This is a genomic window from Runella salmonicolor, assembly GCF_024158025.1.
Lineage (GTDB): Bacteria > Bacteroidota > Bacteroidia > Cytophagales > Spirosomataceae > Runella > Runella salmonicolor.
Genome location: NZ_JAMZEL010000001.1, coordinates 1,130,109 through 1,146,116, shown reverse-complemented (window position 1 = coordinate 1,146,116; position 16,008 = coordinate 1,130,109). Strand labels below are relative to the sequence as shown.

Sequence of the window (16,008 nt, the reverse complement as noted above, 5' to 3'; positions counted from 1 at the left end):
CTATTTGTGTGTTTGATGGGTCTTAAAATGAAAAGAGTTGCTTTGATAGTGCGGAGTTCACTTTATCTTTGCCGCCGTTATTTACCCATTTACTTCATGAAACACTCATTCTTTTTACCCTTGTTTTTTGCTTCAGTTCTCCTTTTCGGGCAATCTCCCCGAATCGATGCCAACCGTGTGGCCAAGCATATCAATTATTTAGCTTCCGATAAAATGAAGGGGCGCGAAACGGGCAGCAAAGAAAACGCCAAAGCGGCCAAGTACATCATCAAACAATTCAAAAAACTCGATTTAACCGCCTTGGGCACAGACGGCTACCGTCAGCCTTTTACGGCCAAAGTAAGGCGTATAGTTGTGCCCGACAGCATTCGACCGGCCAATAATGTCATCGGTTTTTTGGACAACGGTGCTCCTTATACCATCGTCATTGGCGCGCATTATGACCACTTGGGCACGGGAACGCAGGGTAGCTCGCGGGATAAAGCGCCGCAGGGAAAAATCCATAACGGTGCCGACGACAACGCTTCGGGCGTGGCTGGGCTGCTGGAATTGGCCCGCTATTACGCCCAAAACAACATCAAAGAACCCTACAACTTTCTGTTTATTGCCTTTGGTGCCGAAGAACTGGGCTTGGTGGGGTCGCGGTATTTTGTGAATAATCCAACCTTGCCGTTGGATAAAATCCATTTTATGAGCAACATGGACATGATTGGCCGCTACAACGCCGACCGGGGTGTGGGTATCGGCGGTTACGGAACAAGCGACGCGTGGCCAGAAGTGTTTAAAGAAGTAAAAGGAAGCGTTAAATTCTTTACCGACCGTTCAGGGAGCGGAGGGGCCGACCATGCGTCTTTTTATGCCAAAAAAGTGCCCGTGCTGTTTTTCCACACAGGCGGCCACGACGACTACCACATGCCCACCGACGACCCCGAAAAAATTGATATTCCATCTGCCGTCGGGATTCTGGATATTCATATTCAGCTGATTGAAAACGCAATGAAGTTGCCCAAGTTGGGGTACACCGAAGTGAAGTAGGTTTCAAGGTCGGCACTCAACGTCGGCGAGGTTATAAACCTCGCCGACGTTATGATGTTATAAAGGTCTAAACCTCGCCGACGTTATAATTCACCCACAACTTGCTTTATACCAAAGTAATCTAACTTCAACCTAATTTACGATAATGCATCCATTTCTAAAAACGCTCTCTGTGGCTGCCGCGTTGGTGACAGTAAGCGGTTTGGCCGCGTACAAAAGTGACGACACCACGGCTCCCAACGCTAAAAAAACGACCACGGGCGTCATTCCTGCCACCGATATTAAAATGCCCGCTGGCTTCTCCGCCACTATTTTGGCCGAAGATTTGGAAACGCCGCGCCACTTGGCGGTTTCGAAAGGCGGCGATATTTACGTTAAAATCAACAAACTCAAAGAGGGCAAGGCCATCTATCGCCTGCGCGACACCAACGGCGACGGAGCCATTGACGAAAAAGTGGGCTTCGGAGATTACAAAGGCTCGGGGATTTTTATTCGCGGGGGCTATCTGTATGCTTCTTCCAATACGGGCGTGTACCGATACAAACTCAATGAAAAAGAGGAAGTGATTGACATGAACAATCCCGAGCAGATTGTGAAAGGATTGGTGAGCAAAGGCCGCGACGAAGCCAAAAATATTGCGGTAGACAACAACGGCTACGTGTACGTAAACGTAGGTTCTTACGACGAAACCTGCAAAGAAGCGGGCACCAACAAAGGCAAAATGCCGTGCCCATTGCTGGATTCGGTGGGCGGCATCTGGCGTTTTAAAGCCGATCAGCTTAATCAGCAGTATTCCGACGGCACTCGCTACGCCACGGGACTAAAAAACGTGGTAGGATTAGACTGGAATTCAGGTACCAATTCGTTGTTTGTGATGATGCACGGGCGCGGCAAGTTCCACGACGTTTTCCCGCAGTACTACACCCCGCAAGACAGCGAAAAACTCCCTGCCGAAACCATGTACGAGGTTCACGAAGGCGATGATGCCGGTTGGCCGTACGTGTACTATGACCCGTTCCAAAAGAAGAAAATCCTTTGCCCCGAATACGGCGGCGACGGTAAAAAAACGGGCGGCGAAAAAGCCATCAATCCTGTGGCCGATTTTCCGGCGCACATGGGCCCCAACGCCGTGCTTTTTTATACGGGAAAAATGTTTCCTGCGCGCTACAAAAACGGGGCGTTTATCGCTTTCCATGGCCAAGCTCCTAGCCTCAAAAAAGGCTACATGGTAGCGTTTGTGCCTTTCAAAAACGGTAAACCTTCGGGCCCTTGGGAGATTTTTGCCGACAATTTTGCGGGTACCGACCTCGCCAAACCCACTGGCCCCATTCAACACCGCCCCACGGGCCTCGCCCAAGGTCCTGATGGCTCGCTCTACGTCACCGATGATTTGAACGGAACCCTGTACCGCATTGCCTACAAGGCTCCTAAAAAATAGGGTTGTATATACAAAAAAAGCGCACGTCAGCAATGGCGTGCGCTTTTTTGTGCCTTTGCGGGTATTACACCTTTGCGGGTGTTCTCCCCCGTAATCAATAGGGGCTTGCAAAATCAAGGCGGGCTGTTGGTGGAAGAACACCAACAGCGGCATAAGCGAAAGCTACAATGCTTTGATAAAACACACGATACGCTCGGCCTCGATAAACCCTATTTTTTGATGAAACTCAATACTTGCCGAATTTTCCACGGAAGTATCAGATGCCATTTGGGTGAGTCCTTTTTGCTTGGCCCACGCCTCCGAAACCGCCATTAGTTGTTTGGCAACGCCCTGCTTTTGATACCTCGGTTTTACATAAATACCCTCCACGTAGGCCACGGGTAGGTCGTCGGCACCTTCTACGTACTCATGCCGAATGCTGACATGCACAAAACCAATGTATTCCTCCTGCTCCCGAACAACGTAGCAAATGTCATTTTCTGACTCAATCAGCCCCGCAAACTGTTCGTACTCTTCCTCGAATACGCACTCGGGCCAGAGTTCCAACGCGAGTTGGGTCAGGGCTTGGCAGTTGTGGGTTGAAAGGACTTCGATGTGCATGGAAACGTTTTGAATTTGGGGTGGTTTTATCTGTAAATGAGAGATAAGGACGAAGTGGGCTATTGCCAAACCGACGCGACGTTATGTACCGTTATTTCTTTCTAGCAGTTGGTGTAACGTACTGAAGTCCCCATTTACTCATTTCATGGATGATGGGTTGTAGAGAGTTGCCCATTTCTGTTAATTTATATTCAACTTTTGGCGGAATCTGCGGGTAAATAATTCGTTCCAATATACCATCATCCTCTAGTTCACGAAGCTGATTGGTAAGTGTTTGACGACTGATGTCTGGAATTACCTTTTGTAAGGTACTGTATCTGTTGTTGCCTTGTTTGATGTAATGAAGTATCAATAACTTCCATTTATTTCCAATCTTATTTAAACTATAAACAACAGGACAATTGTTCGGATTAAAGTCTTTCAGCTTTCTTTGCCGTTTATTTTCCATTAGTCTAAAATATTTGCGTATGTAAAATAATTAGGATTAGCCTAGTTATGTGTCAAATGTACATACTTTTGCGAATAAACTTTTATAAAGATTGGATAAATGCAAGCAGTACAAATTAATCAATACGGAGATAATTCCGTTTTAGAAAATACAGTCATTCCCATTCCTCAACCGATGCCCAATCAAGTATTGGTGCAGTTAAAAGCATCATCGGTCAATCCTGTTGATTACAAAATTCGTTCAGGTTATATGTCTGGTGTTTTGCCTAAATCATTTCCTTTTACGCTGGGTTGGGAAGGTGCCGGAACGATTACAGAAGTGGGCAATGATGTTAAAAATTATCAGCCAGGAGATGAAATAATGTTGATGGCAAATTTTATGCAGGGCGGTACTTATGCCGAATACGTTGCGGTAAATGCCGATGAAATCATGTTGAAACCCAAATCTTTATCTTTTACAGAGGCTTCAGTGGTTCCTTTTTCATTAGGGACGGCATATACTGCACTCATTGAAGATGCAAAAATTAAAGAAGGTCAGCAGCTTTTAATACACGGAGCAGGCGGGGCAGTTGGACAAATGGCTATACAAATTGCCAAAAAAATGGGTCTTAATGTAATAGGAACCGCCACAGGAAATAATCTACAAGAAATTACGGCATTAGGCGTAGATACTGCCATAGATTATGTCCATACCGATTTTTCTACGGTGGTAAAAAATGTAGATGTAGTATTAGATTTGGTAGGAGGCGAAACGTTGAGTAAATCGTATGCTCTGGTAAAAAAAGGAGGAATAATTGTCTCTACTACACAGCCACCCAATGCTGCCGAGCTGACTAAATATGGCATTTCAGGAAAGATGACGCAAACAAGGGCTAATTCCAAAATATTTTCTAAAATATCAGCGTGGTTAGAAACTGAAAAAATTAAGGTTAAACAGCCGCAGGTGCTTTCGTTTTCGGATGCAAAAAATGCATTATCATTAGTAGAAAATAGAAAAACTCACTCAAAAATTGTGCTAGTATTTTAATTCAAAAAAGCGCCATTTTTGACTAATTATGCCTGATATAATGGTTGCTAACGAACAGGGCTTGGCGATGGTGGGGCATTTTATATTCGTCAGCCGAATTTAGCACAAATGCTCAATAGAATTACTAATGTTGAGTTTTGCAGTTCAGCCCCACTATTGCCAAACCGATGTTAGCTGTTCGGGCTTTTGTCATCCGTTATCTTTTGTTGAAATTAGTAAACATATTTCATTAATTCCTTTGTTAATCTCTATTAATATTGTCAAGCTGTCAAAGTCCCAAAAGCGTCCGTCCCAAACACCTTTATTAATTTCATTAATTTCAGTTTCCCAATTAAATTCGCCTTTGAAATTTTTGTCGTAGCCAAAGAGTTTAAATGCATTATTGATAATTCCTTCATATTCTCTGTAAAAACTAAAATAAGAGTAGTTTTTAGTTTTTCTACGCAGTAGAATAAAACTTTGGTTGTCTTCGTTTATACTTTCAATTCTGTTGAAGTAACCTAAATAAGTGTGAAATGGCCTTATAATTGTCGTCTGCCTATTATACTTTAAAGAATTCTTATCCTCTAAAACAAGTCCGTTTTTTATGTCATTGACTAAGAGTTCGAAAAAAGTATTACTGTCTTTTTCAAGTGAATTCTTTAATAAAGTAAAATAACTGATAAATTCTTCTATGTGGTAAACTTTACTTTCTATTCCTAAAAGTTTATAAAGTGCTTTTGTTTTTTTTAGAAAACCTTGGTCGTCAGAAATAACATAATCACAAAAAGCTCCATAATAACTATGGTATCCATCATTCATTACATTTTTAAACTTCACACCTTTAGAAGGTTCTTTACTAATTCCAAGTAAGTCAAGTGTGAAATAAGCTTGAATGTAAAAATCATAATCAGTTATGGTTTTGTCACCGTTTGGATTTAGATTATTGTTGACATATTCAATAAAGGTTTTTTGTAGAACTGAATTTTTTAAGTCATCGTTGAAGTCAATACTATCATATTCAACAGTAAACTTGCCATTATTTATATTTTTGTCAACCACATTACGCAAGCCTTTATAAGCTGTTTTGTCTTCTTCCATTGTTTTTAGCATTCCCATAAAATGCTCAGTCCATTCCATTATTGACATTGGATTTAATCCAACAGGCAAAAATTTTCCTACAGTATCATTAAGTTCTTTTGGGATTTCTTGGTTTTGTAAAAATCCAAAGTCTAATTGTTGATTTTTCAGAATGTTGGTAGCATTTTTTAATTTCTCTGCTTGTTCTGGTGTTGCATAACTTAAATCTAAGTCTTCAAATATTGAAGAAAATGAAAAAGGCTCGTCTTCAACATCAACATCTCTAAATGCTTCATTAGGTCTTGCCAAATAACAAGAAGTTCTTTTGTCTAAAGCGTGATAGGATAGATAGTTGTCTCCAACAAGACTTTCTATAAAATCAAGTTCTTTATACTTTATATCTGTCTTGTCGTTTTTCAAATCAAGTAAATGTCCGTGAGAATAGCAGAATAGAAATCTGTCTTTATTATCAAGTAAGTCTTTAAGGAAATTCTGATATAATGGTTTCTCTCCTTTGAATAAGTGACTGAAAATTTGCTTGTCAAAATAAATTCTCTCCATTGTTCAATATTTGTTCGTGTCGCTCATAGCCTGACAGCTAACTCTCAAATATGCGAAAGTTATGTCGTACTTTCTGTATTTATTTAAACTTTGCCAAGTTTTTATTGTATTATTTGTATTATACTTTTGTGGAGGCGGTATTCAACTGAATCAACCTGCCCACCCAGAAAAAAGAGCATGAATCCCCCCAAATCCTCCCGAAAAATACAAGTTTTTACACCCTTCAGCAAGTCGTGTCAGAAAATAGTTATCAAGCGGTAGTTTCTCAAAAAAAGAGGTAGCACTAGCCCAAAAATGCCTAGTCGCAGTATTCATTTCAAGAAAATCCTGTTGAAAAAAATGATGAATAAAGCGTATTGGTACGGCATGGCCTTGGTTTTTGGCAGTGGAATAGGGGTAGCCCAAACGGGCAGCATCCACGAACCCGTGCGGTACGTGGGCGGCGAAAGCGTAGACCCTCAGGTGCACGAGGGGCGGTTGCGGTATGCGGTAGGCGTAGAGAGTCGCCAAACGTTGCGCGTCAATCGTACGCACCCCGAGCTGGCCGATGGTTTTGGGTGGACCTACAACCACGCCTCCAACCTGTGTTATTGGAACGATACCTTCTATCAGCAATACCTCAGCAACCCCGTCGATGAGCACATTGCGCCGGGGCAAACGCTGGTCGTGACCTCCAAAGATGGGCGTACTTGGAGCAAACCCACGGTAGTGTTTCCGCCGTATGTGGCCCCCAAGGGCGTCAAAATCCCCAAAGGGTCGGATGGTTACATGATGCACCAACGCATGGGTTTTTACACTGCCCCCAACGGGCGGCTGTTGGTATTGGCCTTTTATGGTCACACCGAAGAGCCGTTTAAGGAAGGCGGCATCGGGCGCGTGGTGCGCGAGGCCTACAAAGACGGCACCTACGGCCCCATTTATTTTATCCGTTACAGCAGCCACACCACCGTCGACGGCATGAAGTGGAACGAAAAGAACACGAGCTATCCGTTTTACCAAAAATCTACCGATAAAGGTTTTGTGGAGGCCTGCAATGCACTTTTGGCCGATAAACTCATGACGTTGCAATGGCGCGAAGAAGACCTTGGGCTGGACGGGTTTTATAAAAATAATCTCGACAAATCGCTTGATATTCAGGCGCTATCGTACTACCACCGCAAAGACGGCAAAGTGGTGGCGCTGTGGAAACGCTCCAAAGCGGCCTTGTCGGACGACGAGGGTCTAACCTTCTCGCCCCCCGTCAAAGTGCCGACGCTGACCATGGCGGGTGGCAAGCAGTGGGGGCAGCGCACCGACGACGGCCGCTACGCCATCGCGTACAATCCCATCGAAATGGACGAGCACCGTTTCCCGCTCACGGTCATCACGGGCGACGACGGCGCTATTTTTGACAATATGCTGCTCGTGCAGGGCGAAGTGCCGCCGCGTCGGTTTTTTGGGCGTTGGAAAGACTTTGGCCCCTGCTACGTGCGCGGCATCGAAGAAGGCAACGGCAATCCTCCTGGCAATGACCTGTGGTTGTCGTACAGCATGAACAAAGAAGATATTTGGATCAGCCGCGTGCCTACGCCCGTGCGCTATGCGGTGAAAGGCAACGTCAACGATGGCTTTGACGCGCTCGACCTCAACGGCAGCGTGCCCGACTGGAACGTATACGCTCCCCAGTGGGCCCCCGTTACGGTGGTCAATACTCCCAAGTCCACGGGAAAATGCCTCGAATTGTCGGACAAAGACCCGCACGATTACGCCCGCGCCATTCGGGTGTTTGAAGAAGGCACCCAAATTGAATGTTCGTTGAAAGTACAACCCGCCCAAAACCAAAGCGGCTCGCTCGAAATTGACCTCACCGACCGCTACGGCAACCGCCCCGTGAGGGTACGGTTTGATGAAAAAGGGAACATCATCGTCGCCGACGGAGGCACGGAGAAAATCGTGCAGACCTATCAGCCAGCGCAGTGGTACGAACTGGCGTTTAGGGTAAATGCAACGTTGGCGGGAAGTTTTGATTTGAGCATCAACGGAAAAAAAGTGTTAGAAAAAGCAGCCTTGGCCGAAGCCGTCAAATCGGTAGAGCGGCTGTCGCTTCGCACTGGCCCTTACCGCAATTTGCCCAACCGTAAGTCACCCAACGAAGACCCGCACCCACCGCTCGCTGGCGCCGACGAACCCCTAACACGGGCGGTTTTTTACGTGGATGATGTATTGATAAAACACCCGTAGGGGCAGGCTTTACGTCTGCCCGGTAACATTACACATCACGTCTGCCCGGTAACATTACACATCACGTCTGCCCGGTAACATTACACATCACGTCTGCCTGGTAACATTACACATCACGTCTACCCGGCAACATTACACATTACGTCTGCCGAACATAAAAAAAGGCATATATCAGTTAATAGATAATTTTTTGGACAAAAGATAGGTACGATTCCCTTGTTATTCAGTAGTATACCGTCAACGCTCCGTTCCTAAACCTCAAAATTTTATTTGTTATCATGGAAGAACAAAAAATCAAGCTTGATTCCAATAGCCGCCGCGATTTCATCAAAGCCTCTTCTCTGGCGGCCACGTCGTTTTTTATTGTGCCGCGCCACGTACTGGGCAAAGGTTTCGTTGCCCCCAGCGACAAACTCAACATTGCGGGCATTGGAGTAGGGGGCAAAGGGAAAAGTGATCTAGCATCGTTTGCGGCGAGTCCCAACGTCAATATTGTAGCCCTTTGCGACGTAGACGACCGGCAGGCGGTGGAGTCTCGCACCAAATTCCCGAAAGCCACTTACTACAAGGATTTTCGGGAAATGTTGGCCAAAGAAAACAAAAACATCGACGCCTGTTCTATTTCTACGCCCGATAACACCCACGCCGTAGCCACCCTCGCCGCGATGCAGTTGGGCAAACACGTATACACCCAAAAGCCCCTCACGCACGACATCTACGAAGCGCGTATTTTGGGACAGGCCGCCAAAAAATACAAGGTTGTGACCCAAATGGGCAACCAAGGCGGCTCGGGCAACGGCGTGCGCCGCATGAAAGAGATCTACGATTCGGGCATCATTGGCGAAGTACACAAAGTATTGGCTTGGACCAACCGGCCCGTGTGGCCGCAAGCCGTACCGACCGATAAAACCTTTGAGATTCCGAAAGAACTGGATTATGATTTGTGGCTCGGACCCGCCAAAAAAGTGCCTTACAATGAAGCGTATCTACCTTGGAACTGGCGTGGCTGGTGGCCCTACGGTACGGGTGCCTTGGGCGATATGGCTTGCCATATTATGGACCCGATTTATCGAATTTTACCGATTGATTACCCCACCTCGGTCGAGTGTAGCGTGGCCGGCACTTGGACTTTTACGCTTCGCCCGCAGGACGATAACCCCGACTGGACGCCGTTCTCGTCGTCGATTCACTTGGACTATCCCCGAAAAGACGGCAAAGGCAACATCAAAGTAAGCTGGTACGACGGTGGTATTTTGCCCGAACTGCCCGAAGAATTATTGCCCGGCGAGAGCTTCGGCAACTCCGACGGCGGGGTGTTGTTCATTGGTTCTAAAGGAAAACTGATGGCCGATTGCTACGGAGCCAAACCGCGTTTGTTGCCACTCAAGGCCAACGAAACGCTCAATATCCCCGAAACCATCGCCCGCGTTCCCGACGAAAACCATTATTTACAGTGGGTAAATGCCTGTATTGCGGGCCACGGCAAAGGCGTGACGAGTTCGCCGTTTGAGTACGCGGCACCGTTTACCGAAAGCATTTTGATTGGAAACTTGGCGCTCCGTAGCTGGATGCTTCGCGACAACCCAACCGCCAAACGCACCGTGGATAAATACAACGGCCGCAAGAAGCTGTACTACGACGCGCCCAATATGAGAATCACTAACTACGAGCCGGCCAATCAGTTCGTGAAGCGCGAGTACCGCGAAGGTTGGAGCTTAAATCTCTAATTACTATCCCTAACTATACCTTTGCCGGGGCAGTCTCCAACGTTGGAGACTGCCCTTTTTTATGACTCTGCGGGTGCAATATGCCTTTGCAGGTGTTTTTATGCCTGCAAAATGGAGAGGGAGGGAAGAAATTGGCGGGGATAACAGCACAAAGGAAAAAAAACAACTTCAAAAACCTAAATCTTTACATTTTTTGAATAATTTAGGAAACTTAATTTGTAAACTGTCGTCGTCTTCTTGCCAATCAAATACAATTTCTGGCAAAGGAAGGGAATAAGTTTTATCATGAAAATCGTCTTTATCTGTCTTCTGTTCATACGCTATACTTGCAGAATACATTAAAGTTTCAGCGTAGCATTCGCCAATATTGTCTTCGTTTATATATTTCAATAAACTTTCGGGATTTTCCCATGCCTCATAGTATGCTTTCTGACCTCTTGAAATAACCCATGCTCTAAAATAGTCAAAACCGTCATCAGAACAGCCTCCATTTATTAAATATGCTGCTCCCCACCAGTCTGAACGATATGATTTACGATGAAGTTCGCTAAAAATATTATCAAACTCAATAATTTCAGAAATTGGTCGACTTTGAAGTAGTTCTGTCAATAAGTCGGCTTGATATTCATAATCTCCTTCTGAGGATTTTTTTGCACGCTCTATAATGTTCCAAAAGTCTGCCTCACTAAAATTGATATTATTGTCTTCTTTATATCCTTTTTTTAACTTTTCAGCAATCAATTTATTAGCTTCTTTTTCAGCTTCAAGATTAGATGGAAATTCTTTTGAATCGGAACGTCCAGCCGTTCCAATCCGTCCATAAATTACCGTTAAAGTTGAATTTTCAACAGAAACACGCCAAAATTTATTTGAGGAATCGTCTTGGAAAATTAGGTTTTTAGTCATACTTATTTTATTGTTATTCTTCAAAAAACTGTTCCAGAATCGCAAAAGCATTTTCTTTAAGTCCACCGAAATTGGTTTTAAAATGTCCGCTGATAGTTTTTTTATGCTTGCCACCAACGTTTTAGCAATGAAGCCTAGCTTTTGCCAAACTGCTGTTAGCGGTTCGTGCTATGCCGTCCACGAAGGTCAGTCAGTCCAAAGTTTGCACTCACTCTGCTACGATTGCTCGGTATAAAATAGGGTTCACGCATAAGTCAGTCAAGTTTCCTTTTTGTTTATAGTATTTTGCTTTGTTGTCTGTGTCATCAAACTCGTAAAGCCTGTAGAGAAAAAAATGGTCGCTGTCTTGTTTGCTCTTTTCAAGTTCGTTACGTGTGATGTAGAACGGTGTGTTTACCCCATTGGAAGTTGTTTTAACTTCAATGAACATTTGTTTTCCGTTTTCGTCATACGAAAGAATGTCATAACCTAAACCATCACCTTGTGATTTGGAAATATGTTCAGGAACTTTGTTGATGCCGAGAGATTTTAATTTTTCCTGTTCATGTTGAAGAACTAAGAGTTCACCAAGGTCGCCAATTCTTTTTTTCTCTTTGTCGTTTTCAATGTAGTTGGTGAATGAACCTTTCAGAACAACTGGGTCGGCTTTTGGCAAAACAGTTCTATCAACTTTTACCAATCGTTTCAAAGCGGGTTCTTGCTTGCCGCCTTGGTCAAACTTGTCAATGTGTTGAACAGCCGCATAAATTATGTCTTGCGTTAGGATGTGATATGAACTGTCTAAATACTCTTGGTCTTTTATTCTCGTCTTGTGAACTTCAAGCAACTCGTTGTCCTTGATAATTTCTGCTTTTACAATGTCGCAAAGCGATAAGTATTCTAAAATGTTTTGAATATCACCTGTCTTTGGTTGATAGGGATAGTCAACAAGTCCGACAAACCCTTTGAACATTCTGTATTTGTAGAGATAGTATCTGTCGGGATAACGCAAACAGAGATAAACTAAAACTGCTCGTTTGTCTTGATAATCATTTTTGTCGGGAAAATATTTTTTGTTGATTGCTTTAATACCTTCTTGAAAAGTTTCAATTCTGTCAATGAGGTCTTCGTCTTCTTTGTAAAGGTCAATAAAAAGTTGTCGGACGGTTTCAGGTTCTTTAGCGCTGTAGTGATGCAACATTCGCTTAGGATAATAAAGCCCAGAGTCAAGTAAATTTTTTGCTAAAGCAAATGAGTTGTCAAGCATTGCCAGAAAGTCTGGTGCGCTAACATTCCAATTGTCTTGGAAGCACTTTACAGCACGCCACTTATAAATCTCCTCTTTGTGGATGCTCTTAAAATGTCGCTTGTAGCCTTTTACTATTTCTCTTACTTTCTGGTTGTTCATGTTATTAAATCCTCGTTAGTTTGATGTTAGCACTGTCGTTAAAGCATGACCGCTAACAGTTTGCGGCTTTGTGAAGTTCTCCTTGTGTTGCGCCTGCGGCAAGGGGTTTTGCCGTTTTTTGTATTTATTTAAACTTTATTAAGTTTTTATTGTACTATTCGAGTTATACTTTCCATGTTGTCAATATCAGATACAATAACCAATTGACCACTACAAAAGAAGATAAAGGTATTATGTCATATTTCAAATATGTTTCTCCTTAGGCAAGCTACCCTTTTTTATGCCATTTAGCAAGTCGTGTCATAAATAGTTATTAAGCGGTAGGTCGGGGAGAAAAATGGTGGGTATGGTACGAGAAGCAGGCCCTTACAGGGTGACGAGTGAGGCAAGCAAAGAACTTTGCGGTGAAGGCCCCGCTAAGGGCAAAAGGACGAGAAGTAGACCCAGACCCTTACAGGGTGACAAAAAGGGGGGCGGTGAGAACAGCGCCAAGTGGCGAAAATAAGAAGATTAGGATTAGATTTTTCTCGTCTAGCCCTGCTTTCAAAAATGCCTAGGCAGTGGGTCACTATTTTGTTGTCCACTGCTTTGGCAACCCAATCTTTTTCAGCATTTCGTTCGCTTTCTCAAGTTTTTCTGGAAACAATATTTTATCGTCAAACTTATCTAACGATTTATCAATCTTTACGATTGGGGTTTTTCTCTTTTTTAATTCGTTTGTCACTTTCATATTCTCTTCTTTTTCGTTGTTTATAATTTTCGTCTCACCAAAAATCCTTCGTATTCAACATCGGTTTTAAATGTTTCCCAATCATCATTTAGTTCGCCAAGGATTTCAAAATCTGATGATACTTCATCAAAAAATTTTGAAATTCCCATTCTGTAAAGCCTTGTCCGGGCTTTTGTACTCCCCGTCGCATAAACCCAAGCGTCAGGATATTTGTCAGTAAAGGCATAAACGGTTGCTACTACAGTGGCCAAAACTTTTTCGCTATCCCCATTGTTTGAAATTACTTTATCATCAATTTCTCCTGTTTCAGGTGCTTTATCCCCAAATGCGAGATTATACAAGCCTTTTAAATTGGTTGGCTGATATTTCACAAGTTTATGAATAAGCCCTTTTTTCCCTTCGCTCACAAACTCGAAAGTCATCATCCTGTCGCTCGATGCGAGAGGATATTTAGGTAATTTCATCTACTCATTATTTTTGTCATTTCCCTACAAATTTACATTTTTTTTGTCGTTGTAGGTTTTTTTCGACAATCTTGACGATGTTCTCGCCGTAAGGGCTAAAAATGGAGCGTATAAAAACAGCAAAAGGGTTGCAACTGCCTATGAAATAAGCGATTGCAACCCTTTTGTTACGTATAGAAAGTTACTTCTTCGGGGCGCTGATGACGTTTAGGTAGCGGCCCATCCAGTAGGGCAGGAGCCAAATATCGCCCGCGCTGTGCTCGGAGGTGCCGTTGCTGCCCGTGCGGTCGAGGTGAAACATATTGCCGTTGTGGCGCTGTACGGGGCGCTCGTCGGGTGGGAGCACTTCCTTGAGCGTTTGGTTGCGGAAATTAGGCGCTAATTTTTCCACGTCTTTGCGGTGGCTGTTGGAGATGGCCCAGTCGATGAGGTCGAGGGGGTGCTCTCTTAGGTACCAAGCGGCTTCGTTGAGGTCAAATTCTGACGTGCCCGTCAAGGCCGTGAAAATGTTCCAAGCTCCTTCTTTTTCGGGGCGTTCGATTTGCCAGTGGTCGATGATGGCCTCTTTGTATTTGGCTTTGAGCGTGTCGTTGAAAGCATAACGGTACAGACCCCAATAGCTCACAAAATACATTTCGTCGTCGGAGTGATTCCAGCCGTCGGAGAGCAGTTTGCTGAGGTCGTCGGCTTCGCCGGGCGCTGGGCCGATTTCCTTCATGGGGCGCATGAGGTTTTCCAGATACCCGTGCTTTTGCATTAGCTCAAGCGCTTTTTCTTTGTAGATTTCTTTCTTGGTGAAATGATAGGCGGTTTGCAGCATCGCCGTGATATTGGACGATGTAATCTTACGGTCACCCACGTTTTTGGGCATGGCATTGACGTATTCTGGACTCCAGCGACCCCAAGTGGTCGGTTTACCATCGTAGTCAATGAGGTAATAATTGTTCTTTACGATGTGGCCCATCAGGGTGTCAATCAGCGTAATGGCGCGGCTTTTCATGTCGGGGTCGTCGATTAGCTCCGCCATGGCTCCGAACGCAAAAATGTGCCCCACGGCTTCGTCGCTGCTGGTGGTGGCTTTCCAATCCCATTCGGGGTCGGCGGCGTGTTGCCAGCGCTCAGGGTCGGCAAGTTGGGAAATGTACCCACTCCGCTCAAACGACCGCGACGGAAACCCAGGCACGGGGTTGATGGTGTAGAGGCGTTCCATGGCGTCGAGCGCTTCGCGGCAATTTTGGAGAGCATCTTGGTCTTTGGTCACGGCGTAGCGGAAAATCTCGCCACCCAAATACATCGAAGTCCACAAGCCGTCGTTGTCGGAGTCGGCGAGGTAGCCAGAAGCGATGTTGCCTTTTTCCATGTTGTCCAAAGAGGCATTAAAACCGTTGCGAATGTGGCGGCTGCGTACCTGCTCTTCGTAATACATGGCTTTTTCTTCCAAGGTCATTTGTTTGAAACAAATCTGTCCTAAACCCGCCGTGGTCAACACCAACACAGATTTTTTGGGACCTTCGGCAATATGAACAACGCTGTTGCTCGGTAGCCAACGCTCGCCGTTGTAGTAGTCAAATTTGCCGTCGGCGCGGAGCGCAAAAGCGCCGTTGGTGGTGCCAAACCACACTTTGTCGCCGATGGCATCCACGGCCGTAATTTCGGTCCATGGAAGTTTTTTACGGATTTCACCCACTTGTTTTTTGGTGGCAATGTCCCATTCGATGTAGCCGTCGGTGGTGCCGATGAAGAGCTTTTTGCCATCGTCGGTGATGTCAAAGGCCGTGAAAGCGGCACCCTGAAAAGCGTTGGTTAGTTGAGTGCCCGATAAGGTGTGCAACGATTTTTTGCCCAAAATCCAAAACACATTGGCGTCGGCTTGGTAGCGAATCGAAACCACTTCGTCGCCGCCCAAATCGCCTTTCCAAAGTGAGGTCGAATCTTTGAGGAGTTGCAGTGATTTGCCGTCTGAAACCAAAAAAGTAAAGGCTTTTCCGCCCGCAAAAATCCGGGAGGCAGGAAGGGCGTGTTTAGAAAATAGCTTGCCAGCCCAAGCATTGCTCAACACGGTTTTATCGTCCAAAAACACGAATTGATTTTCGTATACGCCCAACGCGGCGATTTTTTTATCTTTCAACGGACGGTAGGTGCCGTCGGCTTGGAGTTTGCCGTGGTACAAAAACTGCCCGTCGTAGGGCTGAAACAGGCCCGCACTCGACAGAATTTTCACCACGCCGTTGCGGTCGCTGAACGCCGAAAGTAAGGTGCCGTTGGTGGGTTCGGAATAATATTTGACGCTATAATCCTGCCAAAAGGGGACGTCTTCGTAGACGGGTTGGGTAGTGGTGTTTTTGCTGCAGGATAGGAATAATCCAAGACAACACAGCAATAGAAAGGTGGTTGAACGCATTTTGAG

At 44.9% G+C, this 16,008-nt stretch carries 13 protein-coding genes; 5 read left to right on the top strand and 8 right to left on the bottom strand.

All coding sequences use genetic code 11. From position 1 onward, the window contains the following. Nucleotides 1-96 precede the first annotated feature (96 nt). Complete coding sequence (locus tag NCI00_RS04670) at nt 97-1,035, top strand: M20/M25/M40 family metallo-hydrolase (RefSeq protein ID WP_253525504.1); 939 nt, start codon at nt 97-99, stop codon at nt 1,033-1,035. A 142-nt stretch (nt 1,036-1,177) separates the two neighbouring features. Next, complete coding sequence (locus tag NCI00_RS04665; protein ID WP_253526002.1) at nt 1,178-2,473, top strand: PQQ-dependent sugar dehydrogenase; 1,296 nt, start codon at nt 1,178-1,180, stop codon at nt 2,471-2,473. 162 nt (nt 2,474-2,635) lie between these two features. Here the strand turns inward: NCI00_RS04665 and aac(6') are convergent, their stop codons facing one another. Continuing rightward, nucleotides 2,636-3,073 carry an aminoglycoside 6'-N-acetyltransferase gene (gene aac(6') / locus NCI00_RS04660; RefSeq protein WP_253525501.1) on the bottom strand — a complete coding sequence of 146 codons (438 nt, stop codon included), beginning with the start codon at nt 3,071-3,073 and terminating at the stop codon, nt 2,636-2,638. A gap of 91 nt (nt 3,074-3,164) precedes the next feature. Further along, a complete protein-coding gene (locus tag NCI00_RS04655) occupies nt 3,165-3,521 on the bottom strand; it encodes a winged helix-turn-helix transcriptional regulator (RefSeq protein WP_114067260.1) in 357 nt (118 codons plus the stop codon). 99 nt (nt 3,522-3,620) lie between these two features. Between NCI00_RS04655 and NCI00_RS04650 the strand changes: the two genes are divergently transcribed. After that, nucleotides 3,621-4,547: an NADP-dependent oxidoreductase gene (locus NCI00_RS04650; protein ID WP_253525500.1), complete on the top strand. Its 927-nt coding sequence runs from the start codon at nt 3,621-3,623 to the stop codon at nt 4,545-4,547. A gap of 189 nt (nt 4,548-4,736) precedes the next feature. Here the strand turns inward: NCI00_RS04650 and NCI00_RS04645 are convergent, their stop codons facing one another. Beyond that, complete coding sequence (locus NCI00_RS04645) at nt 4,737-6,167, bottom strand: hypothetical protein (RefSeq protein ID WP_253525499.1); 1,431 nt, start codon at nt 6,165-6,167, stop codon at nt 4,737-4,739. 294 nt (nt 6,168-6,461) lie between these two features. On the opposite strand from NCI00_RS04645, the gene NCI00_RS04640 reads away from it, so the two are divergent. Next, on the top strand, nt 6,462-8,387 hold the full coding sequence (locus NCI00_RS04640) for a sialidase/neuraminidase family protein (protein WP_253525497.1): 1,926 nt from the start codon (nt 6,462-6,464) through the stop codon (nt 8,385-8,387). A 278-nt stretch (nt 8,388-8,665) separates the two neighbouring features. Beyond that, the gene (locus tag NCI00_RS04635; RefSeq protein ID WP_114067255.1) at nt 8,666-10,114 is read left to right on the top strand and encodes a Gfo/Idh/MocA family protein; all 1,449 of its coding nucleotides are present in this window, start codon (nt 8,666-8,668) and stop codon (nt 10,112-10,114) included. A gap of 168 nt (nt 10,115-10,282) precedes the next feature. Here NCI00_RS04635 and NCI00_RS04630 read toward each other — a convergent pair whose 3' ends face one another. The 5 genes from NCI00_RS04630 to NCI00_RS04610 all read right to left on the bottom strand — a co-directional run bounded on the left by NCI00_RS04630 (nt 10,283) and on the right by NCI00_RS04610 (nt 16,002). Then, nucleotides 10,283-11,020 carry a DUF4240 domain-containing protein gene (locus NCI00_RS04630; protein WP_253525495.1) on the bottom strand — a complete coding sequence of 246 codons (738 nt, stop codon included), beginning with the start codon at nt 11,018-11,020 and terminating at the stop codon, nt 10,283-10,285. A 208-nt stretch (nt 11,021-11,228) separates the two neighbouring features. Next, complete coding sequence (locus NCI00_RS04625) at nt 11,229-12,407, bottom strand: protein NO VEIN domain-containing protein (RefSeq protein ID WP_253525493.1); 1,179 nt, start codon at nt 12,405-12,407, stop codon at nt 11,229-11,231. Nucleotides 12,408-12,975: 568 nt separating this feature from the next. Then, on the bottom strand, nt 12,976-13,137 hold the full coding sequence (locus NCI00_RS04620; RefSeq protein ID WP_253525492.1) for a hypothetical protein: 162 nt from the start codon (nt 13,135-13,137) through the stop codon (nt 12,976-12,978). A 20-nt stretch (nt 13,138-13,157) separates the two neighbouring features. Then, nucleotides 13,158-13,601: a DUF6934 family protein gene (locus tag NCI00_RS04615; protein WP_253525490.1), complete on the bottom strand. Its 444-nt coding sequence runs from the start codon at nt 13,599-13,601 to the stop codon at nt 13,158-13,160. A gap of 181 nt (nt 13,602-13,782) precedes the next feature. Continuing rightward, complete coding sequence (locus tag NCI00_RS04610) at nt 13,783-16,002, bottom strand: ligand-binding sensor domain-containing protein (protein WP_253525488.1); 2,220 nt, start codon at nt 16,000-16,002, stop codon at nt 13,783-13,785. Between the last annotated feature and the right edge of the window lie 6 nt (nt 16,003-16,008).